Here is a 24,635-nt window from a genome sequence, read left to right on the forward strand (position 1 = left end):
GTCAGATCTCCTTGCAGACCAGCCTGGACTTGCTGCCATTCATGACCATGGTTCCTGCATCACCATAGGTCTTTCTCCTGTTCATGATGGCGTCAAAAAAAGCCATATTCTCCCTTACATGCTTGAGCGATGCCTCCAGCAGATCGCGATTCAGGTCGAGCACCTTGTTCAGGGAGTCGCCGGTTTCCAGGAGTGACGACTGCAGCTTGCTCAGGGTCTCTCTAAACGGTGCCGGGCTCTTCTGGATCAATGGTGACAGGCTTTCAGCCTTTTCCAGCTTGAGCTCCCTGGCAGCATCCCGTAGCAGCAACCGGTACTCGGCATTGCCGCGCTCCATAGCACCCAGCAGATCGCGCTTGCGGGACTCCAGAGTCTCAAGGCTTGCGAGATCAACTTCAATGATGCTTTTCTGCTCATCCTTAAGCAGCAGAAACAGCTTCTGCATGCCGTCAAGCTTGCTGTTAAGGGACGTTACCAATTGAGGCAGACAGCTTGGCATCTCTGTTTTCCTCTCTATTAACTAAGGTTTGCCGCTTGCATTGCGTCTGGCGGCACCCTGGCGCCGCGCATCTTCGAGCAGCTGCTTTTCAATGGTACTGCCGATTCCCAGGCTTCCCTGCTTGGCAATAGCCGATGCATATTCCTGATCAAGCATGGACTGGAAAACCTCCTCACCATGCCCTCCGCCGGTAAGTTTGTTCGGCGAGAGAGAGGAACGCATCGACTTCAGCATCATCCCCGCAAACATGGCCTCGAACTCAGTAGCCACTTTTTTCGCAGAGGCACGGGTCTTTGCGTCAGGCTCCACGCCAGCAGCCTTCTTACCGGTTGTACGCTGGTTCTGTGCCGTTGTTGCTGCTATATCAAGAGGAACCGTTTTTATCTCCATGCTGTTTCCCTCTTAGATTATGGAAAGTTCTGCTTGCAACGCACCAGCTGCCTTTATCGCCTGCATGATGCCAATAAGATCCCGCGGGGTGACCCCCAAAGCATTGAGCGCCCGTACCACATCACCGATGCTCGCTCCTTCACGGACAATCGCCAAGCCGCCGGTCTCTTCCTTAACCTTGACCTCAGTCCTGGGAACAGTCCTGGTTTCGCCTCCGCTGAGAGGGCCCGGCTGCGACACCTGCGGTGTCTCCCGGATCAGCAGCGTCAAATTGCCGTGGGAAACAGCAATCGACGAAATACGAACATTTTCACCAATGACAATCGTGCCGGTCCGTTCATTGAGTACCACCTTGGCAACGGTGTCAGGCCGGACCTCAAGCCGCTCAAGCTCGGCCACAAACTCGACGGTGCGCCCCTGGTACCCCGGAGGGATGGTCACGATTATTGACCCGGCATCACTGCTGGAGGCGACCTGGGCTTTAAACTTATCGTTTACCGACGCGGTTATTCTTGCTGCCGTTGTAAAATCCGCCTTAAAAAGGTTAAGGCGCAACATTGATTTGTCGGCAAGAGCATTGGGCAACTCGCGCTCTACCAGCGCTCCGTCAGAAATCCTGCCGGCTGTTGGGTGGTTTTTCTGGGCTGACGCCGCCTGACCACCATAGGAGAACGAGTTGGTTATCACTCCCCCCTGGGCAACGGCATATACCTGGTTGTCAGCACCCTTGAGCGGGGTCATCAGCAGCGTGCCGCCGGCGATGCTCTTGGCATCACCCATCGACGACACCAGCGCATCGATCTTTGATCCCTGCTTGGCGAACGGCGGCAAGGTAGCAGTCACCATCACAGCAGCGACGTTTTTCACGGTCACGTCCGCACGATTGATGGTAACACCCATTTTTTCCAGCATATTGACCAGCGACTGCACCTGGAACTTGGTCTGGTTGCCGTCACCGGTACCGTTCAAGCCGACTACCAGACCGTAACCGATCAACTGGTTGTCACGAACGCCGTCAAACGCAGCAATGTCCTTGATCCTGATTGCATGGGCAGCAGCAGGAATGAGGAGACAAAGCATCATTATTAGAATGGTTTTTCTGATCATAGTGTCAGCGCCGGACGAGATGCATATCATCAGCATTCCCCTTAAGCGCTCACCTCCCTAAAACGGCCAAACCTTGTCAATAAAGTTCATCAACCACCCCGGGCTCTGACGATCACTGATAATACCCTTGCCGCCGTAGGTAATCCGGGCATCCGCAATGTAGCTGGAGTTTATAACATTGTCGGCACTGATATCCCGGGGCCGGACCGTGCCCTCAACCAGGATCACCTGGTCTTCGTTGTTGACCTTTACGTTCCGCCGCCCCTCTATCTCCAGGTTGCCGTTTGGCAGCAGTTCTATAACCTTGGCAGTGATGGTAGCCGAAAGGTTTTCCTTCCGCGTTGTCGATCCGGCGCCATCAAATTTGGAGCTGGCGCTCGCGTTGATCAGGTTGGCCAGATCCATCCACTTGCTGATGCCAGTCATATTGGTTTCAAGACCGAGCATGTTGGGAATGCCTGCTGAAATGCTCGACCCGCGACTGGTGCCGGTACTCGCTTCTTTGCTGGCACTGGCGGTCTCGGTAATGAGGATGGTCAGCGTGTCACCCTTTCTCCGCGCCTTTATATCCTCGGCAAAACCGCCGGAAGAGGCCTGCCAGATCGAACCATTGGCATAGCTGGCCTTCGGCTGGGTCAACTGCTCGTCAAATGCTGGGGTCTTTATTCCTGCGGTCTGGTGCGTACAGGCAGCCAGGAACATCCCCATGAGAATAAGCAGCAATTTCATAAAAAACTTTCTTGGCATATTCGGCTAAAACTCCACCTTTACCGTAGCTGAATCAACGACCCGCGCCTGGATATCTTTCTGGGAAGCAAGGTTCTGCACTATGACCGAGTCACCGGCAGCACCGGCTCCTTTGGCGCGACCGGTTGCAGTAACGCGGATAAGCTCATTTTCCAGCAGTATCGTCACGACCTGACCGGATTTGATCAAGGGGAGCTTCTCTAGCTGATCGCTCCTCAAAGGAACATTCCCCCGAAGCGAGCTCTTGAGCCGTTTCCCCACGACATCGGCGATACTCCGGCAGATCTTGTTACCGGCAGCGGCAAGATCCCTTTTTTGCACGGCCACATCCGAATTACCGATTATTTCCCCCTGCTCCATCTGCCGGGTCGTGACCACCATATCGGTCAGGGCCTCGACCTCGACCCGTACCGGGATGTTTTTCAAGACCCTCCCGTCAACCCTGACAATGACTGCAAGACTGGCACTCCCCCAACCTTCCCACTGCTGAGGGGCCTTTACTTCATAGTCAACCTGACCAGCGGGGAGAGTCAGGTCGCCTTTGTAGCCGATTTTCTTGATGTTCGCCTCCACAGCGAGGCTGTCGGTACGGCTTTTGACAAACTCACCGATGACCCGGCGGATCTCCTGCTCCTTGATCAGCTGAACCTCGGCGCTATCGCCAAAACGCGACTGCACCGAGACGAGAGAAACAGCGAGCATTATGACGAGCAGCAAGTTACGCATCAGATTCGCCTGAGCTACCGTTTGAGGTTGTTGGCCTGCTGCAGCATCTCATCAGCAGCCTGGACCGCCTTGGAATTGGTTTCATAGGCGCGCTGGCCAATGATCATCTGGACCATCTCTTCCATGACGCTGACATTGCTCATCTCAAGGAACCCCTGGGCAAGGGTACCGACGCCGTTCTGCCCGGCGGTCCCGGTTGTGGCCGCACCTGAGGCGTCAGTGTTCACAAAGAGGTTTTTCCCCAAGCTTGACAGCCCGGTTGGATTGGAAAACGTTGCCAGCTGGATGGTGCCGACATTGGTCGGGGTGTTCTGGCCGGACTGCATGACCGATACTGTCCCGTCGTTACCGATCGTAATCTGGGTGGCATTGTTAGGGACAACAATCTCCGGCGTCATCGGATAGCCATCCGAGGTAACAACCCGACCCTGACTGTCCTTTTTCCATGTGCCTGAGCGGGTGTAAGCAGTAGAGCCGTCCGGCATCTGCACCTGGAAGAACCCTTCTCCTTCGATGGCGATGTCGAGCTCATTGCCGGTCTGGTTGACATTGCCAGGGGTAAACAGCTTGGTTACTGCCGCCACCTTGGTGCCGAGGCCGATCTGGATACCAGAGGGGATCTGGGTGGTATTGGTCGAAGGAGCCCCGGTTGTTTTGAGGTTCTGGTACATGAGATCCTGGAAATCCGCCCGGCTCTTCTTGAAGCCGGCCGTATTCACGTTGGCGAGGTTGTTGGCAACCACATCGATATTGGTCTGCTGGGCCTGCATGCCTGATGCTGCTGTCCACAGTGCGCGTATCATAAAAAAACCTCCTTAAACTTTACCCAGGTCGTTTGCGGCCTTTGCTGTCATATCATCAAAGCTCTTCACCACCTTGGTGCAGGCCTCAAAGTATCGTGAATTTTCAATCAGCATGACCATTTCCGAGATGGTGCTGACATTGGCGCCTTCCAGTGCCCCCTGGCTGATTACGGCATTAGTGGCGGGCTCCGGTGCCACCTGCGGGTCTGCCGGCACAAACAGTGCGCTCCCTACCTTCTGCAGCGCATACGGCTGGGGGAAATCAACCACCTGCAATGTCCCGACGGTCACCGGAGTGGTTTCTCCCGGGAGATAAGCTGAAACAGTCCCATCACTGCCGATAGTTATCTGGGTGGCGTTGTTGGGGATCACCACTTCCGGGGAAAGCGCATTGCCGTCTGCTGTCACAAGCCGCCCGGAAACATCCATCCGGAAATTTCCCTGCCTGGTGTATGCCGGGCCATTGGGGGTGGTGACAGCAAAGAAACCGTCCCCTTCAATGGCGATGTCAAGGACATTGCCAGTCTGCTGGATCGTCCCTGTTGAAAAATCGGTATAAAACCGGTCACCGGAGAATACCGGTGTTGCATCCCCACCGGCAGGCGGATTCACGGCGGATTCGCTTGCCTGCTTGAGTTGCGACTCAAAGGCAAGCCGGTCTTTTTTGAAGCCGGGAGTGTTGGCGTTGGCGATATTGTTGGAGATGATATCCAAGCGCTTCATCGAGTTAATACTGCCGCTGAGGGCGGCATACAATCCGCTGTTCATACGCTTCCTTTCCTTTGTTACCGGAACGTCTTCATCTTGGTCCGTAGCCGCATGATCGCCTGGCTGTGCAGCTGGCAGATGCGCGACTCGGTGAGGCTCAGAACGGCGCCGATCTCTTTGAGATTCAGCTCTTCAAAATAATAAAGGGTAACTACAATCCTTTCTTTCTCAGGCAGCCCTTCGATTGCCTCGGAAAGACCATCTACCATCTGCCGCGCCATCAACTGGTTCTGCGGACTGACAACTCGTTCGTCCTCAAGCACATCCAGCAGGCCGAACGGACTCCCCTCTTCATCTTCCCAGGAATCGTCGAGGCTGACCACCGACAGGAAATGGACCTCTTCCAGCAGCTGGAAGTACTCCTGCAGATCCATCTCCATGGCAGAGGCAACTTCCTCGCTGGTCGGGTTCCGGCCAAGCTTTTGCTCCAGCACGGCAAACTCGCGTTCCAGCCGCTTGAATTTCTCTCGCAGAGACCGGGTCAACCAATCCTGGGAACGGAGTTCATCCATGATTGTCCCGCGGATCCGCTGCTCAACAAAGGTCTTGAACTGAACGCCGCGGGTCGGATCAAACCGCTCGGCAGCAGTGATGAGCCCGATCACGGCAGCGCTCATCAGGTCTTCACGATCAAGATGATGCGGCAATTGAGCGGCAATCTTGCCGACCAGGAATTTGACAAGCGGCAGGTGAGCAACGATCAGTTCATCCCTGTTGGGAATGGTTGCCCGTTGCGCCTCCTCTTCGTATGCCTTCAGCAGGCAATTCATACGGTATCCATATTGTAAGATTTCTGCGCGAAGTTTCGCCGGAAAAGGAACTGGATGTTCCCTTTCATGCGCGCGGCAGTGACATGTTCACTCATATGCTTGGCCAGCTTGGAAAAACACCGGGCCGATTTTGACTCCGGGAACAGATCTATGACCGCTTTCTGGCTTCTCACCGAATCGACCAGCTTGTCATCCCACAAGATGCAACCGATGTAATCCAGTGAGATGTCAAGGAAACGGCTGGTGACATGGGACAGACGGGAGAACACCAGCAGAGCGTCCCTGGTGTCCCGCACCATGTTGACCAACACCTTGAATCTTCGTTCGTCGTACCTTGTGGCAAGGAGCTTGATCAGGGCATAGACGTCGGTGATGGAAGTCGGTTCCGGTGAGACCACAACGACTATCTCCTGGGCCGCAGTATTGAAGTAAGTCACGTTTTCGGAAATTCCAGCCTCGGTGTCGATGATAACGACATCGAACTCCTCTTCCAGTTCGTCCAGCTCCTCCAGGATCCGCATCCGCTCGCAGTAGCCGAGGCTGGTGTATTCCTGAACGCCGGAACCGGCAGGAACAAGCTTGATCCCCGCCGGGCCGGTCATGATGATCTCCTTGAGCCGCTTCTCGCCGGAAAGGACGTGGTTCAGGGTGAAATGCGGAGAGAGCCCGAGCAGGACATCAATGTTGCCCACACCAAGGTCGGCATCAATAATCAGCACCCGTTTGCCCTGTTGGGAAAGCGCTATGGCGAGATTGGCAACTACGTTGCTCTTGCCGACCCCCCCCTTGCCGCTGGTAACTGAGATGACCCTGACACCGCGCCCTGCACCATCTACCTTTGCCTGATGCTGTACCCGCTTGGTGTTGTCCATGGACCGCACCAACTGCCTTAATGAATCTGCCTGATCTTGATGGCCGCTCATCATGTTCATTTTACGCATTCTCCTTCATGACGAGATTAGCCAGTTTACGCGGGGTCGCCACCACAATATCCTCAGGCACCATTTGGCCGTTGGTAAAATAGGAAAGCGGCAGCTTGCACCGATGATGGGTATTCACGATACTCCCAAGATTCTCCGCTTCGTCAAGCTTGGTAAAAAGCAGGCTTGAAATCGGCAGCACGCTGAAGTTGGTGATAGCGTCGGCCAGTTCCTTGTCTCTGGTTGTTGCTGAAAGACAGAGATGCATTTCAATGTCGAGCCCGGAATCCAACAGTGCCTTCAATTCATCCAGGCGACCATGGTCCTTGGGGCTTCTACCTGCAGTGTCGATGATGATCAGATCCTTGTCGGCGTGGGTTTCAGTCGCCTTTGCCAGATCCTGAGAGGTGACAGCGATCTCCAGCGGCACCCCCATGATCTTGGAATAAGTCTTGAGCTGTTCGAACGCCCCGACCCTGAAATTGTCGGTGGTGACGAGGGCAACCTTGGCGCCCTTGTGCATGGCATACATTGCTGCAAGCTTGGCTGTGGTAGTGGTCTTGCCCACACCGGTGGGGCCGACCAGGGCGATGATTCGCGGACCGTTCTTTTTCATCCGAAGCGGACCGGCAGTTTTAATGACGCTGGAGAAGGCATCGATTAGAGAGAGCTTCAACTCTTTCTGATCATCGGTAATTTCCGCCATGGGGCGGACATGCTCCAGCAGCGGCCCAACGGCGTCCTTTTCTATACCGGCCTCGCGCAACTCACCAGAAAGCCTGGCAAGGACCCGCTCGACGCCCTGCAGTTCCGAATCCAGAATCTTCACATCCTCCGGCTCGGCCTTGTGCTGGGGAAATGCCGCGGGCACCACGTCAGGCTTTTCTTTAACCTTGATGGCATTCAAGAGGTACTGTTTCAGCTCCTCCATATCCTCTTTGGGGATGGTCCTGGCAATGTTGCCGGTGCCGTTGTCTCCACCGGATTTCGGCGCGGTCACCTCGGCCTTGAATGGCACCGGCGGCGGATTCTCCCGGGTCGAGAGCTTTTCAACCTTCTCGCGAAGATCGCGGAGTTCCCGCGCCAAAGGTCCGAGCATCGACTTCTGGAACTCCTCTTTCGTCGTAAGCTCTCGCTCTTCCTTCTCACGCGGGGCAGGGACCGGTTTTGGCGCCGGCCGCGGATCAATCGCCGCGGTCACCTCAAAAAACGGTTTGGAGAAAATTCCCAGAATCCCTTTTCTCCGTTCCTTGCGCGAAGAGAGGATCATCGCGTCAGAGCCCATCTCGGCCTTAACCATCCTCAGGGCCTCGGACATGTCTGTAGCCTTGAATGTTTTAACTAGCATCGATGCTCACCACTCCAAAAGATTGAATTTTTATGTGGGGCGGAATTTCGTTATGGGAAAGTACTGCAAGATTTGGAATGAACCGGTCGGTCAGGAACTTCACATGGCGACGGATATTGGGCGAAGCGATCAAAACCGGCGATGTACCCGACTGCTCGAACTTCTCCAGAAGGTTGCGGATACTGTTGATCACCCTCTGCGCCACTCCTGGCTCTATCGCCAGATAGCTCCCCTGCTCGGTGACCTGGACCGATTCGGCGATAACCTCTTCAACATCCCGATCCAGGGTCACCAGAAAGAGCACATCGTCTTCGCGCTTGTATTGCTCCACAATGTAGCGCCCCAGCCCCTGTCGCACAAATTCAGTAAGAATATCCGGGTCCTTGGTCACCGAAGCGTAGTCGGCCAGCGTCTCCAGGATCGTTCTCAGATCCCGTACCGAGACATTCTCTTTGAGCAGGTTCTTGATCACCCGCAGCACGGTCCCCAGGTTAAGCAGGTTCGGGACCAGCTCCTCAATAACCTTGGGATAAGTCGCAGCAAGATTGTCCAGAAGTTGCTGCAGTTCCTGACGCCCAACCAGTTCGCTCGAATGCTTCTTGATGATTTCGCTGATATGGGTGGCAATGATCGTGGTATTGTCGACGACCGTGTAACCCTGCTGCTGGGCACGTTCCCGCTCAGCACCCTTGATCCATACCGAAGGCAGGCCAAAGACCGGCTCGGTTGTCCTCAGCCCCTCAACACCACCGGTGGAACCACCGGTATCCATTGCCAGAAACTGACCAGCAAGCTCGCCACCACCGACCTTGGCACCCCTGATCAGAATGGCGTATTCGTTCGGCTTTAACTGCAGGTTGTCGTGGATATGAATCGGCGGCACCACAAATCCCATTTTCTGGGCAAACTGTTTGCGGATCGATCGGATTCTTTCGAGCAGCTCCCCTTCCTGGGCAGCGTCGACGAGAGGGACCAGGCTGTAGCCGACTTCCAGTTCAAGCATGTCGAGCGGCCTGATGGCTCCGCTTTGATCAACAGCCTCTTCAGGAGCGCGAAGATCTGCGATCTCTGCCTCTTCTATGACTTCAGCAGCATGAGTGCTGCCGAGCTTACCGGCAAGGTAGGCCACGCCCGACAGCAGGAAAAAGGCAAAATGAGGCAACCCCGGCACCAAAGCCAACCCGAACATGACCCCCGAGGTAATATAAAACGCTTTCGGGTACAGCATCATCTGGCCGGTCATCTCATGGCCAAAGTTGTTCTCGTCAGCGGAGCGGGTCACAATCATGGCAGCAGCGGTTGAGATTACCAGTGCCGGGATCTGGGCGACCAACCCTTCGCCGATAGTAAGCAGGGTGTAATTGGAAAGGGCATCGGCAAGCGCCATCCCTTGCTGCCAGACGCCAATGATGAAGCCGCCGATAATATTCACCAGAATGATCAGGACCCCGGCGACGGCATCCCCCCTGACGAACTTGCTGGCACCGTCCATCGAACCGTAAAAATCCGCTTCGCGCCCCAGCTTGATGCGACGGGCTTTAGCTTCCTGCTCATTAATCAGCCCGCTCCCCAGGTCGGCGTCAATGGCCATCTGCTTGCCGGGCATGGCATCGAGGGTAAACCTGGCGGCAACTTCGGCAACACGTCCGGCACCCTTGGTGATGACGACGAAGTTGATGATGACCAGAATCAGGAAGATAACGGCGCCGACAACATAGTTACCACCGACAACAAACTGGCCGAACGCCTTGATGACTGCACCTGCCGACTCTGCCCCTTCGCTGCCGTGCAGCAGAATCAAACGGGTGGAGGCAATGTTGAGCGCCAGTCGAAAAAGTGTCGTGATCAATAGGAGAGAGGGGAAAACTGAAAACTCAAGGGGTTGCTGGATGTACAAAGCAACAAGCAGAATTGCCAGACCGGTTGTGATGTTGGCCGCGAGAAAAATATCGAGCATGAACGGCGGCAGCGGAATGATCATCAAGGCAAGAACACCGATGACTGCCAACGCCAAATACACATCAGAATTTGATTTTATAGCTGCAAGTTGAACAGCGGGAGCAGACGTTTGAGCCATTTGTAAAATCCCGATGACACTAAAGTTATACAGATGCAGACACACTAGGTGCAACCGGTGTGCCAGTGACTTCCGCCACTAGACATCTGTTCTTTTTAGGCTCTGAGGGCTCTAGGGGTGACGTTCTAGCTAGCGAGGCCAGTTCTTTCGAATGATGGTGCGGGATGCGTCTGCAGAGTGGCGACGGCATTTTGAATGAAGCGGGGTCAATGTTTTGACTGACAATGAAAACGTAATGCAAAACGTCAATGACTGGCTGTGGCCCAAGCTAAACAGGTCATTCGCGCGTTGAGACAGGGTGCTAAATACCGGTCTTAGACTTGCGTTGCCAGCGGCAACTATATTTTACCCTTGATACTGTAGACATAGGCAAGCACTTCAGCAACAGCTGCGTAAAGAGCCTCCGGAATCTCCTCCCCCTCCTTGACCTGGGCATAGAGCTCCCTGGCCAGGAAGCGGTTCTCCACCAGCATTACCCTGTTTTCCTTAGCAATCTCCTTAATACGTAGCGCCAGATAGTCCATCCCCTTTGCCAAAACCACCGGCGCAGCCATTTCAGTCTTGTCGTACTTGAGCGCCACGGCATAATGGGTCGGGTTGGTGATGACGACATCCGCCTTGGGAATGGTGGTGCGCAACCTTCTTTTATACATCATCATTCTTTGCTGGCGGATCTTTGCCTTAACGTGCGGGTCGCCTTCCGTATTTTTGTGCTCGTCGCGCACCTCCTGCTTGGTCATCTTCAGGTTTTCTATGTGTCGCCACTTTACAAACAGAAGGTCCAGAATCCCCAAGATCAACATCACGCCAGAAATATGGAGCACCAATTTGAACGACAGCCTGCCGATAAACTCCATAATCCCGGGGATGTCCTTCTCCACAAGGTATGAGAGAGCAGTCACTTCTTCCTTGAGGATCTTGAACCCGACATACCCGGCAATGAATATTTTCACCAGGGATTTTACCCCTTCAAAGACACCGTCCTTATTAAAGATCTTTGACACCCCCTTCAAGGGGTTCAGCTTATCAAGGTTGAATTCCAGTTTGTCGAGGGTGAACACAATCCCGCCCTGACCGAAATTCACCGCAACACCGACCAGTATCATGACGATAAAGAACGGGGCCAGCGAAAGCAGGGCATTCCCCGCCATTTTAACCATGAGCGCCTGGATGCCGGCATGAGTTATTTGATAAGTGCCCATGCCACCGAAAACATCGGCAGTCAGGCTCTTGAGGGTTCCCAGCATGAGCCCGCTGGTTACATACAAGGTAACGATTCCGGCAAGGAGGGTAAGCGAGGAGGAAAGCTCTCGGCTCCGGGGGATATTTCCTTTTTCCCGGGCTTCCGAGAGCCTTTTACTGGTAGGTTCTTCGGTTTTGGAATGTTTGTCTTGATCCGACATGACCGCCGCCTAGGAGAGAACCTTGAACAGCACCTTTATCTGCCGGGTGAGTTGGCCGAAGGCCCCTTCCAGGGTATGCATGAAAACCATGAGAGAGGTGCCGAGGATCAGGAACCCGACCCCGATGTTAAGCGGCATGCTGATGATGAATACGTTCATTTGCGGAAAGATGCGAGCCATGATCCCCAGCACCACGGTAGCAGCCATCAGTGACACCATGACCGGAGCGGCAAGCTTTATTCCTAGGACAAACATCCCGGTCACCGTGCCGGTGATAAACTGCAGCAGCGGTCCGCTCATGTGCCAGCCGCCAAGCGGCAGCAACTGGTAACTCTCCACAATCGACCGGATGAAAAAGTGATGCACACCGAGCGCCATGAACAGCAGCGTGGCAAGGATTGTCTGAAAGACGGCGATGATGGAGAGCTGCCCCCCCATGCTCGGGTCAAAGAGGTTAACCATGGCAAAACCAATCTGGATGCCCAGGAGTTGACCGCAAAACTCAACGGCAGCGAAGATCGCCTGGGATAAAAGGCCAAGGGTGATGCCGATCATTGTTTCGCGGATCACCAGTAATATCAGGGAAACAGAATCAGTGGGCAGTTCCGGGAGGGTCGTCCTGATGACCGGGAACAGGACCATGGTCATGACCAGAGAAAGGCCGGCCTTGACCCGCATCGGGACGGCCTTGCCGCCAAACATCGGGGTAGCGGCAAAGATCCCGGCAACCCGCCCCATCACCAGGGTGAAAAAAGAGAATTCGCCAAGAGATGCGAAGGAAAGCGGCGACAACACGCTTAATGTCTCATGGTAGCGATAAGGGAATAGATCTCTCGGGTAAAATCAGACAGGTAACTCATCATCCAGGGAAAAAAGATTATCATGGCAACCATTACCGCAACAATCTTCGGCACAAAGGTCAGGGTTACCTCGTTGATAGAGGTTACTGCCTGAAAAATGCTGATCAGCAGGCCGACCACCAGGCTGAAAATCAAGAGCGGCGCCGACAGCAGCAGCGTTGTTTCAAAGGCGCGACGAGCAAGTTGCACTACCAGCTCCGGGGTCATGCGTATCTTCTCCTATCCAAAGCTCTTCACCAAAGACCCGACGATCAGGCTCCAGCCGTCCACCAGCACAAAGAGCAGAATCTTGAACGGCAGCGAAATCATGACCGGCGGGAGCATCATCATCCCCATGGACATGAGCACTGATGCAACCACCATGTCTACCACCAGAAACGGGATATAGATCAGGAATCCTATCTGAAAGGCAGTCCTCAGTTCCGAGATCATAAACGCCGGGATCAGCGTCAGCGTCGGGATATCATCTGCGTTTTTCGGGCGCGGCATCTTAGAAATATTGACAAACAGGGCGATATCATTCTCCCGTGCCTGCGAAAACATGAACTTGCGAACCGGAGCAATCGCCCGTTTCACTGCCTCTTCCTGGCTGATGGTCTGGGACTTGTACGGTTGCAGGGCATCTCGGTTGATTTGCTGCCAGACCGGCGACATGACAAAAAAGGTAAGAAACAGGGCCAGCCCGATAATGATCTGATTCGACGGCGCCTGCTGAGTGCCCAGAGCGTTGCGCAGGAAGGAGAGCACCACGACAATCCGGGTAAATGAGGTTGTCATGATGAGGATCCCCGGCGCAAGCGAAAGGACTGTCATCAGGAAGAAGATCTGTAGCACTACCGCCACATCGCCGGGCTTGGTGGCCTTGCCGAGGCCGACGCTGACCGATGGGATGGCCAGCGGTTCCGGCGCACACAAGGCAGAACCGGCAAACCCGAGACAGAGAATGACTATTGCCAGGGTACGCAGCTTCACTTCGTACTACCGCCGGCTGCCCGCGTCGGTGTTGCCACGGCAGCTTCTTTTGGCCGCCTCGACATCAGGTCAATGATTTTGTTCTGGAGATTTTCTGGAACTATTTTGCCGAGCATTGGCGAATCGATGATTTCGATCTCTTCGAGCATGTCGATCTGTTTGATGAACTGCAAACCCTCTCCTGAACTGGCAAGAAGCAGATATTCGCCACCGACCTCTACCAGCAGCAGAGATTTTTTAGGTGCCAGAAAACGTGTCTCAATGATCCGAATATATTTTTGGGGATTGCCATTTGCCAGCCCCCCCCTGAGCCAACGGTTGCTTACATAGTAAAAAAGCAGGATCAAGCCGATGACTACCGCAAGGGCTGCGAGAGTCTGCAACATGCTCCAGAGTAGAGACGGCCCCTCCAGCGTTGACTGCCCCTGGGCCAGTGCCTCTCCTGCGAATGCAGGAAAAATGAGGGCCGAGGGAATTAATCTCACAGCACCTTCTCCACCCTCTCGTTGGGGCTTACGATGTCAACAAGCCGGATGCCGAATTTCTCATTTATTACTACTGCTTCACCCCGCGCCACCAGCTTGGAGTTGACAAATACATCCAGCGGCTCCCCGGCCAGCTTGCCCAGCTCCACCACAGACCCCTGGTTCAACTCAAGCACATCCTTGACCAGCAGCTTAGTTCTCCCCAGTTCAACAGTAAGTTGGAGAGGTATATCCAGGATGAAATCCAGGCTCTTTTTTTCCTGGGCCGCGCTTTTTACTTCTTCCACATCAACATTATCCGGCACGCTATCCCCCTCTTTGTTTCATACTGGTCACCTGCACTGCCTTGTTACCGCCGCGAACACCGGGCATTCCCATGAATTTCGGGATCCCCCCGATACTGATCTGGATCTCGCTGCCGCTTCGGGAATCGTCGAGCATGACCGTATCGCCGGGTTTCATCCCCAGCAGATCCGAAAGTGTGATACTGGCGGTCCCCATCTGCACCGACACTTCAAGAGGAGCCTCCAGCAACTCCTCGGAAAGGCGAATCGACCAGTGCGGATCAACGGCCATCATGGTGAATTGTGCGCCCGCTTTGAGCTTGTCACGGATCGGGTCGATCGTCATGTACGGCACAGCGAAGGTCAGATTCCCTACTGTCTCTTCGATCTGTACCTGCAGGCTCATGGTTATCACCATGTATTCCGGCGGGACAATGCTGACCATACGGGGGTTTGACTCAATCTTGATCAGGCTCATGTTTGTCGCATGAAGCGGCGCCCAGGCCTTCTCCATATCGGTCAGCATGTCCTTGACTACCTTCTCGATGAGGCGCAGTTCGATGGAGGTGAAGGTCCGGTTGTTCTCCGGAATTTTCGGAGTACCGGTCCCACCAAGAATTGCGTCAACCACGGCAAACACCATGGTGGTATCAAAGGCAATCATGGCCGCACCCTTTAACGGGTCGATCTTGAAAATAGCCATGCATACCGGTGACGGCAGGGTCTGCAGAAAGTCGTCAAATTTGAAGGCTCTGGCCCCACCCTTCTTGATCTCGACCAACTTGCGCAAGCGGTTGGAGAGACTCGCCCGGTAGTAGCGAATGAAGTTGTCATATATGATGTCCAGGTTCGGAATGAACCCCTTGGAAGAGTCAGAACTGAAGAGGTTATAGTTGCTGACCCCCCCACTCTCCTTTGCCAGCTCCTTTTCCGGGTCGATCTTCCCCTCGAAGACAGCCGAAAGAAGGGCTTCTATCTCTTCCTTGGTTAGGATGTTCTCCATAGGTTATTCCTTATTCCTACTGAACCACAAAATCCGTAAAGTACACTTTGGTGATCTTTCCCGGTGGTAGTATCTTGTTGACAGAGGTCAGGATCTCCTCGCGAAGCTGGTTCTTGCCTTGCAGGTCCTGAACCTCCTGAAGCGTCTTGGTGGTGAGAAGCACCAGAATGGCATCGCGGAGCGGCGCTTGTCGCGCCTCAACTTCAGCCTTTACCTCTGGGGCAGACATTTCAAACTCAACCTTCACCTTGAGGTAGCGCACCTCCTGGCCATCATATATGTTCACGATGAACGGCTCAAGCGGGAATACCGTCACTGCGGCCTTGCCGGCCTCTCCGCCATGGCCCCCGCCATGGCCACCCTCGCTCTTGGCTTCAGCCTTTTTCTCTGCGCCACCTTCTTTCTTGCCGCCACCCATGGTCATCATGAGCACGACAACAATGACTACTACTGCCGCAACGGCAGCGCCGATTATGATGAATAGCTTTTTTTTGCTGCCGGAAGCCTGCTCGTCCTTTACCTGTTCGTCTTTGGCTGCCATTTACGGCCCTCCCTCTCCGCATCACAAGTTTCTTCACACCCGCTCCCCATTGCAACTGGGGTGCCAGAGCGGATTCTCTGGCCAAAGTCAGAAAATTGGCCGCCAAAAAACGCCTGATAACTGCAAAGCGCTGCCTTTTAGGGAATTAAAGGGAATAAATATAAAGGGAGTGAATCCCGAAACTCCAGGGATTTTGAATGGCTTAAGTCAGTAATTTGACTTCAGAGACCCGACAGGTTAGCAAAACCTGCCAGGTCTCTGACATGATAAGTTAGCGCTTGAGGTTCAGCAGTTCCTGGGTCATTTCATCGGCAGTGGTAATGGTCTTCGAGTTTGCCGAGAACGCCCGTTGGGCCTGGATCAGTTTGACAAACTGGGCAGCCATGTCCACGTTGCTCTGCTCAAGCGAGTTGGAGAGCACTTTCCCCACTCCTGGAGAACTGGCATCAGAGATCATTGCCTGACCCGAGGCAAGGGTCTCCTCGAATAGTGTGCCCCCAACCTTGGACAGGCCGTTGGTTGAGGCAAAGCGGGCCAGGGCCACCTGGGCAAGCTTCTGCGACTGGCCGTTGGAATAAACGCCAACCACGTACCCCTTCTGATCAACCTGGATTTTGGCCAGGCTCCCCTGGTAGTAACCGTCCTGAATCTGCGAGTTGATAATAGAAGCACTGGCAGCCTGGGTCGAGGAATTCACGCCAAAATCAAAGAGCAGCGGCTGCGGATTGGTTACCCCGGCGAAGGTGATGTTCTGGGGTGTGGTGGCAGCCGGGGTTTGGGCAGTCAGGATCCCAGCCGTGCTGAAGGTCATGGTACCGTCGACCCAGGCCGGGGTGCCACCCTGAACGTTGGCATGCCAGTCCCAGGCGTTGACGCCGGTCTTGCGGTAGTAGGTGGTAACTGCATGCGGGTTGCCCTGCGAATCGTAGACCGTCATGCTGTTGGAGAAGTTGGAGGTACCGACCGGGTCGGTGGTGCTGAAGGCCGTAACCGGCGTTGTCGTAGTGGCGGAAACCGCAGCAGTGGATGCTGCGGCATTGCCGGTAAGACCGCTGAAACCGAAGGTTATCGCTTGCGACGCCCCGTTTATGGTGATATTGGCGGTTTGATTCGCAAGGGCAGCAGTGTCGATGGTCCCGGTTGCCGATCCGGTTGCCGGGGTGGCGCCGGTAACGTCTGCCGACCAGCTCCAGGTTGTTGCTCCGGTTTTGGTGAAGGTAAGTGAGGCGTTTCGGGTAATTCCGGAATTGTCGGTAATGGTCGTTGCCAGAGGCCCAACGGTTGCGGCAACCGCTGCACCTGAATCAAGGTTACCAGCCATTGTAAGGGCCGAAGAAACGCCTCCCGGGATGGTTTTCGTCGAGTCCAGGTTCAGCCGGATGTTCAGCGTTGAGGTCATCTTGGGAGAAAGCGTGGAAAAGTTGGTAAGATCTACATTGCCGAGAACTCCGTTGTTAAGGCCGGTTGTCTGGTTGATCCCATACCCCATTACTTCCATGCCGTCAGGATTGACCAGAATGTTGCTGTTGTTAAAGCTGAAAGCACCGGCGCGGGTGTAGCGCTGCGCTTCTCCGGGATTCTTGACGATAAAGAATGAATCGCCCTGGATCGCCAGGTCGGTGACATTCTCGGTATTCTCAAAAGAACCCTGGCTGAAGTTGTTCTGCACGGCCTGGATCTGGACGCCGCGGCCGATCTGGGAGTTGTTGCCGATGCTGGATGACAGGACATCCGAGAACAGCATTCTGGCGTTCTTGAAGCCGATGGTGTTGAGTTGGAGATGTTATTGCCAAGGACGGATATGGCCTCGCCATTGGCGTTGAGGCCGCTGATACCGGTAAACATTGCGGATGTTATACTCATTACTGCCTCCTTTTTGTGTGAAACGCGTCAGTCGGTCGGCGTTTCGATAGGGCTTCCTCAGGAGGGCCAGCCCATTTAATTTCTGTCGATATAACTTGGTTAAAGAACTACGGCTGAGTCGATATTGGTAAACACATTTCCTTTCATTGATTGCCGATCCACGGCAGTTACTACTGTCCGGTTCTTAACGCTCACCACCAGTGCCGCATCCCCCAGCATGACCAGCGACTCTCTCCCGCCCTTCTTGGCTACGGAATCAACTGCACCTTCCAGCTTTTGCAGGTCATTTTCGGAAAAGCTTATCCCCCTTGCCTTCAGGCGGTCTTGAGCATGCTGCGAAAAGCGAACCCCTTGTGACGGGAGCTTTTCCTGGAGTACTTTGGCAAACGTGTTACCGCCTTCGACAGTCCCGGATTGCTTGGTTGTCGAAACCGGCTTCTGGGTAGGAACCTGGATCGGACTTGGGATAAATATCCTGTCCACCACGTTCATGCTCCTTTCTTCACATTCAATACGCTGCTCAGCGGCACACTCACCCCACCGACGGTGAGCAGAGGTGTCGTGCTGTCAAGAGATACGCCATCCACGCGCCCCTGGATCAACGGAGTGCCGGAGAACTGCTGGCCTTTGGCATCGATTGCGCTGACTGACACGCTGTAGACGCCCGCTACCAGGGCCTCGCCCTTGTCGTTCTTGCCATCCCAGACAAAGCTGTTGTCGCCGGATGACGTGCTACCGCTAGCAACGCTTTTAACAACTGCTCCGGCTGAATCCCGGATCTCTACGAGCACCTTTTGAGCTCCGCTTGCCAGGTTGTAGGCGATGGTCGGTTGCTGGCCGGCCGCAAGATTGACCTGGTTCCCCTGTGCAAGAATAGTGGTGCCGAGGAAAGATACGGCGTTAAGGTTATTGCTGCCGTTTTGAGCTGCAATGAGGTTCTGCAGGTTGCTGTTGGTGTTGTAGGCCTGCTCGACCTGCGTAAGCTGGGCTAGTTGCCCCAGAAACGCCGTGCTGTCCATCGGGCTCAACGGGTCCTGATTCTTCATCTGGGTTATAAACAGCTTCAGGAAATCATCCTTGTTCATGCCGGTGGCTTTTTTCATTGCCGCCGCACCTGAAGCCGAGTCGGTTACTGCTGTTGCTGCATTAACTGTCATGTTTCAACCTCCTTTACATCACCATGTCGAGCAGGGCGTTAGCGCGCGGTTGCCAGACTGCCGGAGCGGACTGGTCCAGAGCTGCAGTGTTGCCGGTCAGCCACCCTGCCTGCCGGGGAGCAACGTACTGCTGTTCCTGTTGCCGCCCTTCGCGGAACCCCTGATGGAAAAACTGCTTGCTTCCCGTGGAGACATCAAACTGCTTCATCTCGATGTTCTGGCGGGCAAGTGCCTCCTTGAGCGTTCCGAGATTCTCCATGAGAGCGTCTTTTACGGTCCTGTTTTCGGCAACGATTTCAATCCGAAGCCTCTGGTCGTCCATCCTTACATTGATCTTCAACTCACCCAGTTCAGCCGGGTTGAGCCTGATGGTGACCTGACCGTTGTCCTGCGTGATCCGGTGCTCTGCCAGCTTTTCCTTCACCTGGCTCACGATCTGTTCGCGGGTCACAGTTGTGCTTGAACTCTCGGCAACAGGCCGATCATTGGCGATCAGCTGCGACTTGCCATCTGCAGTCAAGGCAAAAACTGACTCCGACTTCGGCAGCTCCCGGTTTGCCGCTGCTTCAGACTTCTGCGATCCTGCTTCCGGTTGCGACATTTCCAGCATTGCCTCTTCTTCTGTTACCACTAAGTCGATTGCTGCGAGGTTGATCTTTTCCTGAGGCTGATCCACTGCAATCTCTTCCGGCAGCGATACCGGCAATGCCGTAGGAAGGATCTGAACCGGTGCATTGTGCGGCTTCACAACTTTAGCCTGGCTTACCGGTTCGGCGACCGGTGTCGAATCAGGTCCGGCAAAGGTCTTAGCCAGCTTTTCCGGCTCAGGATTAACAGCTTTCACCTCGGCATCAGCTGCCATAACCGCAGCAGGATCTTGACGCTTCTGCATGGTTACCGCATCGGCCACTGTTGCCGTGGTACTCTTCTTCTGCTCAGCAGTAACCACCGGAATAATACCCGGCATTGCACTCTCTTCACCAGTCTCCACCTTCTTTTCCGGGGCCTGGCGAGGGGACTGCGACAATAATCCGCTGATGGCGGTCAGAAGTGCCATCAACTGGTCTTTAGCATCCTGCTCCTGACCCTGCGGGACCTCATCGGTGACCTCTTGAGTTTTCTGCCCAAGAGCTGCTCCGATTTTCTCAGTCAGTTCCGGACTGAGACGCCCCAGCAATTTCTCCGAAATCTTCGGCAGCGACTCACCTTCCTGCCCGAAGAGTGTCCGAAGCTCTGCAACCAGTTGCTCAATGCCTTCTGCATTGATGGTTTGGGTCTTTGCCTGGTTCATCTCGGCACTCGGAGCTTCCAGCCTGTCCTTCAGCCCATTCAGCAGCTGTACGAGTGATAAGGCCTTAAACTCCTTTGCTGCCGGCATTCCGTCGGCAGGCTGTTCAGCGGTTTCGGTTCCGCCTTGCGCGACCTGTTGCAGGAGAGCCATTAGCGTCTTGATGTCCATTGCCGGCACGTCCCCTTCAACTGCTGCCTGTGGTGGCAAAGCCGCCAGTTGCGATTGCTGCATGGAACCGAGTAGCGTCGAGAAAAGCGCCGACTTACCGGTATCTGCACCGGCGGTCCCACCCTGCGCCGGGGCTCCCCCCGTTGCAGTCAGCATTGCAGAAGACTGCGTCATACTGTTCATCATCACATTCATGATATCCATTCTGTCTCACCTCCTTTCTCTGTTGGAATAGTCAATAGCCGTCACACATGACAACTAATTGAAACACGTTATTTTTTCGTTGCAACCTGAAGGTTGTCATTTAACCAGCGAACCAGCCGCGGTTGGTTGAGATACTTGGCCATTTTGATGATTGTTTTCTGGTCGAGCTGGTTAAGCGCGCCAATGGCCGTCTCTTCGTCCAGCTTGTCAAGCAGCTTTGCCGATTCCTCCGGTTTCATCCCTTTCACAAGCTTGATCATCTTTTTATATCGCTCGGAGGCGTATTCAGCATCTTTCTTCTTCTTGTCATTCAAGGCGTTTTCCAGTGTTTTCTGGGCGGCGGCCAACTCCTTGATCTTTGCATCCAGAGCTGCGGCGGCGCGGTTTATCTCCTGTTCCTTTACCGCCAGCGCTGCTTCCTTCTCCATTACCTGTTGACGCCTTTTTTCGATGCCTTGCAGCTCATCAGCCACATTTTTCTGCTGGCTCTCGCGCTTGGCAGCTGCGGCCTGACGCTCGGCCTCCTTGGCGCTGGCAGCGAACGCCGGGCGATGATTGTTTGCCCCCCACGCAGCCAACAGAATCAACAACAATGCTGCACCTGCTTTGCATACCCTTGCGATCATGGAGTCAACCGGCTTTTCTTCTGAACAGAAATCTCATCGATGAAATCACGCTCCTTGATCGAAAGCGCTTTTTTATCTGCTGCCACCCTTTTCTCCTTGAACAACTCCAAGACCTTTTTCTCCTTTGAAGCGACCAGCAATGTCTCCCGCCGCTCGGCAACCTTCACGTCAAGGGTATCGACCTCTTCCCGCTGCCGCTTGATATCCTTGCTCTTCTTGTGAAAGAAATTGGAGTACATAAGGAACTCATTGGCGTTGATCCCCTTGGCCTGCTTGGCCGCCAGCTCTGCAGACACCTTCGCGGCATGCTCTTCCTCCCGCTTCAACCGCTCTGCAGCATGATCCAGCTCGCGCTTTGCTTCGGCGAGTTCCAGAGATCGGGCCTTTTCGACTTCCTTCCGAAAATTCAACACCTGTTGCAGCTTGAAGCCTCTGTTCTGCATACGCAGCTCCCGCAGAAATCGTTCTGCACCTTGCTAAACCCATGTAGACCGATGCAACCTACTCCTCATCGGGAAAGATGTTTTGCAGTTCTGCCAGCGACTGTTCCATGCCGATTCCGTCATAAACGTCCTGTTTGATGAAAGCAGTCATCTCGTTCATCTTGGAGATGGCAGCGTCTATTTTCGGATTGCTTCCGGACTTGTACGCCCCGATGTTGATCAGGTCTTCCGACTGCCGATAGGTTGCCAGCAACTCCTTGAATCTGCCGGCAAGCTTCTGGTGACTCCTGGCAGTGACGTCATTCATGACCCTGCTGGCGCTGTGGAGCACATCGATAGGCGGATAAATGTTTCTAGCCGCCAGCTCTCGAGAAAGGGTGATATGTCCATCGAGAATACTGCGCAAAGAGTCGGAGATCGGTTCATTAAAATCATCGCCCTCGACAAGCACGGTATAGAGGCCAGTTATGCTGCCGTTCTGGAAATTGCCGGTCCGTTCGAGGAGTTTGGGCAAAGCAGCGAACACCGAAGGCGTGTACCCTTTGGTGGTCGGCGGCTCGCCGATGGCAAGTCCTACTTCCCGCATCGCCATGGCAAAACGGGTTGCCGAGTCCATCATCAATAGCACTTTTTTACCCTTGGACTGGAAGTACTCGGCAATGGTGGTGGCGATATACGCCCCGCGCATCCGCACCAATGGGGGCTGATCAGATGTGGCCACAACCACCACCGACTTCTGCAGCCCTTCGGCCTGGAGATCCTTTTCTATGAACTCCCTGAGTTCCCGGCCTCGCTCGCCGATCAGCGCAATGACGTTGATGTCCGCTTCGGTATAGCGGGCGATCATCCCCAGCATGGTTGACTTGCCGACCCCGGAGCCAGCCATGATGCCGACCCGCTGTCCCTGGCCACAGGTAAGCAGCCCGTTAATGGCCCTGATTCCCAGATTCAGTGGTTTCCTGATCGGCTCGCGCTGCAGCGGGTTAACCGGAGTGGCGTAAATTGGGCACTCTTCTTCGGCAATAATCGGCCCTTTACCGTCAATCGGAACACCGAGACCATCGATGATCCTCCCGAGCAACCCCGGGCCCACCTTCATTGACGACTTTTGCCTGAGAACCGTGATCAGGCTCCCCAACCCCACACCGCGCAGCTCGCCAAGCGGCATCAGCAGCGTCTTGTTGTCACGGAAGCCTACCACCTCTGCCGGGATGGGAGCGCCGTCAGCCGGGTGAACTTCACAAAGGCTGCCCACGGCAGTATCCGGGCAGAACCCTTCTATTACCAGGCCGACCACCTGAGTTACCTTGCCGTTGAAGCGGATCAGCCGCATGTCATCAACAACAGCCAGGTATCTCGTAAAGTCTACAGCAGGCTCGTTCATAACCCCTGTTCCTCATCAACGCCTACGATCAAGGATTCCTGAGGTATTCCACGCTCTTCCATGCACCGATTGTACACCTCGTCTAGCTGCGATTCTATCCGCGCATCAACAGTCCCGGTCGTCGTTTCCACCAGGCAACCACCCAGCTTCACCGCATTGTCCGGGACCAAGACGACACGCCCCTCATCGGCCGGAATCATCTGACGATTAGCCATGACCATCTGGTAATCATCCGGGCTGAGCCGAATTGATATCCTTTCCTGGTCAGAGCAACAGCTTATCGTAGCAGCAACGATATTAGCCAAGATCTGCGGGTCCTGCTTGAGCTCCTGAAGAACGATCTTTTTCGCCACCAGGCTGGACAGCTTCAGCAGATCGACCTCGCTTTCTCGTAAAACCTTGTCCCGCAAAGCAGCCAGGGTATCGGCCCCATCCCTGAGGGCCTTGAATACATGGGCCAGACCGCGCTCGGCAACCTGCCGCCCCTCTTCGGCGCCCCGCGCATAGGCATCGGAAAGCTGCCCCTGCAATTCGTCTTCGGAAATATAAATCATCCCCTCGGGGATATCCGCTGCCGGGGCGATCCCTGCTTCAAGAGAGACCTCAGCGGCAGCAGCATCATGGACCTCGACGTCATTGACTGCGCCGAGATGTTCATTGAAAAACAGCGGGGTAAAGCCGTCTGCTTCAAGATATGACGGTGGCGCTCCGTTCTCCTTGCTGCCGTTACCCAACAGATCCTCGTAGTTCACGTTGAACACCGAGCAATGCTTAAGGTTGGCTTCTTTGATGACTCTAGACAAGGACGTCGTCTCCGCCGCGCCCGGCAATAACAACTTTGCCATCTTCTTCCATCTTGCGCACGATCTTGATAATTTCGGTCTGCGCCTTCTCGACATCGGAGAGACGGACCGGACCCATGACCTCCAGATCCTCTTTTATCATTTCTGCGGCACGGCTCGATATGTTCCGGAACACTTTTTCCTTCACTTCTTCCGTGGACGCCTTCATGGCAAGGGTCAGGGTATCGTTTGAAATCTCGCGCATAATGGCCTGAATGGAGCGGTCGTCCAGCTTGAAGATATCCTCGAAGGTGAAGAGATGCTTCCTGATGACCTCTGCCAACGGCGGATTCATCACATCCAGCTTGTCCAGGATATGCTTCTCCTTGCTCCGATCCAGATGGTTGAACATCTCGACCACCTTTTCAACACCACCAACCTTGAAGCTCTGGACCCCACCCAGAGAGGTAAGCTCTCGCCGGATGACATCGTCGATATCCTTTAGGATTTCCGGAGAAACCTGATCAACGTCGGCAATCCGGATAATGACCTCAGCCTGCAGATCAAGCGGAAGATGGGCAATTATATCGCTGGTCTGCTTGGGCCGCAGTTTGGCAACAATAACGGCAATGGTCTGCGGATGCTCTTGTGACAGGAAGTTGGCGACGGTCTTGGCATCCATTTCCGAGAGGATGTCCTCAATATCACCGATGCTGGTGGTATGAAGCTCCTGCAGCAGCATATCCGCTTTCGAGACACCAAGGGCCTTTTCCAGGATCTTGCGGACAAACTCATCCCCTTGGGAGAAAAATCCGGCGTCTGGACTGGTAATCTTGTTGTACTCATCCACCACTTCCTGTATTACCGGCAGTGACACATGGCCAAGGCTGGCCATGCTCTGGCTGATCTTCTTGATATCCATGTCATCCAGGTGCTGGAAGACCTTGGTCGTTGCATCTATCCCCACATATAGCAGGAGTATGGCGGCCTTTTCCGCTCCTGTCATTTCTTACC

Annotated in this window: 28 protein-coding genes; all 28 read right to left on the reverse strand. The window is 54.5% G+C overall.

What is annotated here, in order from left to right:
- Nucleotide 1: 1 nt before the first annotated feature.
- Nucleotides 2–499: a flagellar protein FlgN gene (locus tag KI809_RS06455; protein WP_214170720.1), complete on the reverse strand. Its 498-nt coding sequence runs from the start codon at nt 497–499 to the stop codon at nt 2–4.
- Between the two features lie 21 nt (nt 500–520).
- Nucleotides 521–889, reverse strand: a complete 369-nt coding sequence (locus KI809_RS06460; RefSeq protein ID WP_214170721.1) for a rod-binding protein — start codon at nt 887–889, stop codon at nt 521–523.
- A 12-nt stretch (nt 890–901) separates the two neighbouring features.
- Nucleotides 902–1,996 carry a flagellar basal body P-ring protein FlgI gene (locus tag KI809_RS06465; RefSeq protein ID WP_214171051.1) on the reverse strand — a complete coding sequence of 365 codons (1,095 nt, stop codon included), beginning with the start codon at nt 1,994–1,996 and terminating at the stop codon, nt 902–904.
- Between the two features lie 57 nt (nt 1,997–2,053).
- Entirely contained in the window at nt 2,054–2,725 is a 672-nt protein-coding gene (locus KI809_RS06470; RefSeq protein ID WP_214170722.1) for a flagellar basal body L-ring protein FlgH, read from the reverse strand.
- A gap of 24 nt (nt 2,726–2,749) precedes the next feature.
- Nucleotides 2,750–3,469 carry a flagellar basal body P-ring formation chaperone FlgA gene (gene flgA, locus KI809_RS06475; protein ID WP_214170723.1) on the reverse strand — a complete coding sequence of 240 codons (720 nt, stop codon included), beginning with the start codon at nt 3,467–3,469 and terminating at the stop codon, nt 2,750–2,752.
- A gap of 14 nt (nt 3,470–3,483) precedes the next feature.
- Complete coding sequence (flgG, locus tag KI809_RS06480) at nt 3,484–4,272, reverse strand: flagellar basal-body rod protein FlgG (protein WP_214170724.1); 789 nt, start codon at nt 4,270–4,272, stop codon at nt 3,484–3,486.
- A 12-nt stretch (nt 4,273–4,284) separates the two neighbouring features.
- Nucleotides 4,285–5,040: a flagellar basal-body rod protein FlgF gene (gene flgF / locus KI809_RS06485; RefSeq protein WP_214170725.1), complete on the reverse strand. Its 756-nt coding sequence runs from the start codon at nt 5,038–5,040 to the stop codon at nt 4,285–4,287.
- A gap of 17 nt (nt 5,041–5,057) precedes the next feature.
- Nucleotides 5,058–5,810 (reverse strand): FliA/WhiG family RNA polymerase sigma factor, encoded by a 753-nt coding sequence (locus KI809_RS06490; RefSeq protein ID WP_214170726.1) that lies wholly within the window; start codon nt 5,808–5,810, stop codon nt 5,058–5,060.
- Nucleotides 5,807–6,742 (reverse strand): MinD/ParA family protein, encoded by a 936-nt coding sequence (locus tag KI809_RS06495; protein ID WP_214170727.1) that lies wholly within the window; start codon nt 6,740–6,742, stop codon nt 5,807–5,809. Before KI809_RS06495 ends, KI809_RS06490 begins: the two co-directional genes overlap by 4 nt.
- Before the next feature lies 1 nt (nt 6,743).
- Complete coding sequence (gene flhF / locus KI809_RS06500) at nt 6,744–8,078, reverse strand: flagellar biosynthesis GTPase FlhF (RefSeq protein WP_214170728.1); 1,335 nt, start codon at nt 8,076–8,078, stop codon at nt 6,744–6,746.
- On the reverse strand, nt 8,068–10,155 hold the full coding sequence (flhA, locus tag KI809_RS06505; RefSeq protein ID WP_214170729.1) for a flagellar biosynthesis protein FlhA: 2,088 nt from the start codon (nt 10,153–10,155) through the stop codon (nt 8,068–8,070). Before flhA ends, flhF begins: the two co-directional genes overlap by 11 nt.
- 338 nt (nt 10,156–10,493) lie before the next feature.
- Nucleotides 10,494–11,558 (reverse strand): flagellar biosynthesis protein FlhB, encoded by a 1,065-nt coding sequence (flhB, locus tag KI809_RS06510; RefSeq protein WP_214170730.1) that lies wholly within the window; start codon nt 11,556–11,558, stop codon nt 10,494–10,496.
- Between the two features lie 9 nt (nt 11,559–11,567).
- Nucleotides 11,568–12,353: a flagellar biosynthetic protein FliR gene (gene fliR / locus KI809_RS06515; RefSeq protein ID WP_337833284.1), complete on the reverse strand. Its 786-nt coding sequence runs from the start codon at nt 12,351–12,353 to the stop codon at nt 11,568–11,570.
- Between the two features lie 2 nt (nt 12,354–12,355).
- Nucleotides 12,356–12,625, reverse strand: a complete 270-nt coding sequence (gene fliQ / locus KI809_RS06520; RefSeq protein WP_214170731.1) for a flagellar biosynthesis protein FliQ — start codon at nt 12,623–12,625, stop codon at nt 12,356–12,358.
- Between the two features lie 12 nt (nt 12,626–12,637).
- On the reverse strand, nt 12,638–13,375 hold the full coding sequence (gene fliP, locus KI809_RS06525) for a flagellar type III secretion system pore protein FliP (protein ID WP_246559290.1): 738 nt from the start codon (nt 13,373–13,375) through the stop codon (nt 12,638–12,640).
- A gap of 11 nt (nt 13,376–13,386) precedes the next feature.
- On the reverse strand, nt 13,387–13,875 hold the full coding sequence (gene fliO, locus KI809_RS06530) for a flagellar biosynthetic protein FliO (RefSeq protein ID WP_337833285.1): 489 nt from the start codon (nt 13,873–13,875) through the stop codon (nt 13,387–13,389).
- Complete coding sequence (fliN, locus tag KI809_RS06535) at nt 13,872–14,180, reverse strand: flagellar motor switch protein FliN (RefSeq protein WP_214170733.1); 309 nt, start codon at nt 14,178–14,180, stop codon at nt 13,872–13,874. Before fliN ends, fliO begins: the two co-directional genes overlap by 4 nt.
- 1 nt (nt 14,181) lies before the next feature.
- Entirely contained in the window at nt 14,182–15,162 is a 981-nt protein-coding gene (gene fliM, locus KI809_RS06540) for a flagellar motor switch protein FliM (RefSeq protein ID WP_214170734.1), read from the reverse strand.
- A gap of 16 nt (nt 15,163–15,178) precedes the next feature.
- On the reverse strand, nt 15,179–15,703 hold the full coding sequence (locus tag KI809_RS06545; protein WP_214170735.1) for a flagellar basal body-associated FliL family protein: 525 nt from the start codon (nt 15,701–15,703) through the stop codon (nt 15,179–15,181).
- Between the two features lie 271 nt (nt 15,704–15,974).
- Nucleotides 15,975–17,447, reverse strand: coding sequence for a flagellar hook protein FlgE (locus KI809_RS20475; protein ID WP_246559263.1), 1,473 nt, complete (start codon nt 17,445–17,447; stop codon nt 15,975–15,977).
- A 218-nt stretch (nt 17,448–17,665) separates the two neighbouring features.
- A complete protein-coding gene (locus KI809_RS06560) occupies nt 17,666–18,052 on the reverse strand; it encodes a TIGR02530 family flagellar biosynthesis protein (RefSeq protein WP_214170736.1) in 387 nt (128 codons plus the stop codon).
- A gap of 2 nt (nt 18,053–18,054) precedes the next feature.
- Nucleotides 18,055–18,723, reverse strand: coding sequence for a flagellar hook assembly protein FlgD (locus KI809_RS06565; RefSeq protein WP_214170737.1), 669 nt, complete (start codon nt 18,721–18,723; stop codon nt 18,055–18,057).
- 13 nt (nt 18,724–18,736) lie between these two features.
- Nucleotides 18,737–20,386 carry a flagellar hook-length control protein FliK gene (locus KI809_RS06570; RefSeq protein ID WP_214170738.1) on the reverse strand — a complete coding sequence of 550 codons (1,650 nt, stop codon included), beginning with the start codon at nt 20,384–20,386 and terminating at the stop codon, nt 18,737–18,739.
- A 68-nt stretch (nt 20,387–20,454) separates the two neighbouring features.
- Nucleotides 20,455–21,012 carry a hypothetical protein gene (locus tag KI809_RS06575; protein ID WP_214170739.1) on the reverse strand — a complete coding sequence of 186 codons (558 nt, stop codon included), beginning with the start codon at nt 21,010–21,012 and terminating at the stop codon, nt 20,455–20,457.
- The gene (gene fliJ / locus KI809_RS06580) at nt 21,009–21,455 is read right to left on the reverse strand and encodes a flagellar export protein FliJ (protein WP_214170740.1); all 447 of its coding nucleotides are present in this window, start codon (nt 21,453–21,455) and stop codon (nt 21,009–21,011) included. Before fliJ ends, KI809_RS06575 begins: the two co-directional genes overlap by 4 nt.
- Nucleotides 21,456–21,513: 58 nt before the next feature.
- Complete coding sequence (locus tag KI809_RS06585; protein WP_214170741.1) at nt 21,514–22,839, reverse strand: FliI/YscN family ATPase; 1,326 nt, start codon at nt 22,837–22,839, stop codon at nt 21,514–21,516.
- Entirely contained in the window at nt 22,836–23,642 is an 807-nt protein-coding gene (locus KI809_RS06590; RefSeq protein WP_214170742.1) for a FliH/SctL family protein, read from the reverse strand. The genes KI809_RS06585 and KI809_RS06590 overlap by 4 nt, the downstream gene beginning before the upstream one ends.
- Entirely contained in the window at nt 23,635–24,627 is a 993-nt protein-coding gene (gene fliG, locus KI809_RS06595) for a flagellar motor switch protein FliG (RefSeq protein ID WP_214170743.1), read from the reverse strand. Before fliG ends, KI809_RS06590 begins: the two co-directional genes overlap by 8 nt.
- Nucleotides 24,628–24,635: the final 8 nt, after the last annotated feature.

The organism is Geoanaerobacter pelophilus (genome assembly GCF_018476885.1).
In the GTDB taxonomy this organism is placed as follows: domain Bacteria; phylum Desulfobacterota; class Desulfuromonadia; order Geobacterales; family DSM-12255; genus Geoanaerobacter; species Geoanaerobacter pelophilus.

Coding starts and splice junctions, on each gene's coding strand:
- KI809_RS06455 (WP_214170720.1), bottom strand. CDS start 499: ATGCCAAGCTGTCTGCCTCAATTGGTAACGTCCCTTAACAGCAAGCTT.
- KI809_RS06460 (WP_214170721.1), bottom strand. CDS start 889: ATGGAGATAAAAACGGTTCCTCTTGATATAGCAGCAACAACGGCACAG.
- KI809_RS06465 (WP_214171051.1), bottom strand. CDS start 1,996: ATGATCAGAAAAACCATTCTAATAATGATGCTTTGTCTCCTCATTCCT.
- KI809_RS06470 (WP_214170722.1), bottom strand. CDS start 2,725: ATGAAATTGCTGCTTATTCTCATGGGGATGTTCCTGGCTGCCTGTACG.
- flgA (WP_214170723.1), bottom strand. CDS start 3,469: ATGCGTAACTTGCTGCTCGTCATAATGCTCGCTGTTTCTCTCGTCTCG.
- flgG (WP_214170724.1), bottom strand. CDS start 4,272: ATGATACGCGCACTGTGGACAGCAGCATCAGGCATGCAGGCCCAGCAG.
- flgF (WP_214170725.1), bottom strand. CDS start 5,040: ATGAACAGCGGATTGTATGCCGCCCTCAGCGGCAGTATTAACTCGATG.
- KI809_RS06490 (WP_214170726.1), bottom strand. CDS start 5,810: ATGAATTGCCTGCTGAAGGCATACGAAGAGGAGGCGCAACGGGCAACC.
- KI809_RS06495 (WP_214170727.1), bottom strand. CDS start 6,742: ATGAACATGATGAGCGGCCATCAAGATCAGGCAGATTCATTAAGGCAG.
- flhF (WP_214170728.1), bottom strand. CDS start 8,078: ATGCTAGTTAAAACATTCAAGGCTACAGACATGTCCGAGGCCCTGAGG.
- flhA (WP_214170729.1), bottom strand. CDS start 10,155: ATGGCTCAAACGTCTGCTCCCGCTGTTCAACTTGCAGCTATAAAATCA.
- flhB (WP_214170730.1), bottom strand. CDS start 11,558: ATGTCGGATCAAGACAAACATTCCAAAACCGAAGAACCTACCAGTAAA.
- fliQ (WP_214170731.1), bottom strand. CDS start 12,625: ATGACCCCGGAGCTGGTAGTGCAACTTGCTCGTCGCGCCTTTGAAACA.
- fliM (WP_214170734.1), bottom strand. CDS start 15,162: ATGGAGAACATCCTAACCAAGGAAGAGATAGAAGCCCTTCTTTCGGCT.
- KI809_RS06545 (WP_214170735.1), bottom strand. CDS start 15,703: ATGGCAGCCAAAGACGAACAGGTAAAGGACGAGCAGGCTTCCGGCAGC.
- KI809_RS20475 (WP_246559263.1), bottom strand. CDS start 17,447: ATGCTGTTCTCGGATGTCCTGTCATCCAGCATCGGCAACAACTCCCAG.
- KI809_RS06565 (WP_214170737.1), bottom strand. CDS start 18,723: ATGACAGTTAATGCAGCAACAGCAGTAACCGACTCGGCTTCAGGTGCG.
- KI809_RS06570 (WP_214170738.1), bottom strand. CDS start 20,386: ATGGATATCATGAATGTGATGATGAACAGTATGACGCAGTCTTCTGCA.
- KI809_RS06575 (WP_214170739.1), bottom strand. CDS start 21,012: ATGATCGCAAGGGTATGCAAAGCAGGTGCAGCATTGTTGTTGATTCTG.
- fliJ (WP_214170740.1), bottom strand. CDS start 21,455: ATGCAGAACAGAGGCTTCAAGCTGCAACAGGTGTTGAATTTTCGGAAG.
- KI809_RS06585 (WP_214170741.1), bottom strand. CDS start 22,839: ATGAACGAGCCTGCTGTAGACTTTACGAGATACCTGGCTGTTGTTGAT.
- fliG (WP_214170743.1), bottom strand. CDS start 24,627: ATGACAGGAGCGGAAAAGGCCGCCATACTCCTGCTATATGTGGGGATA.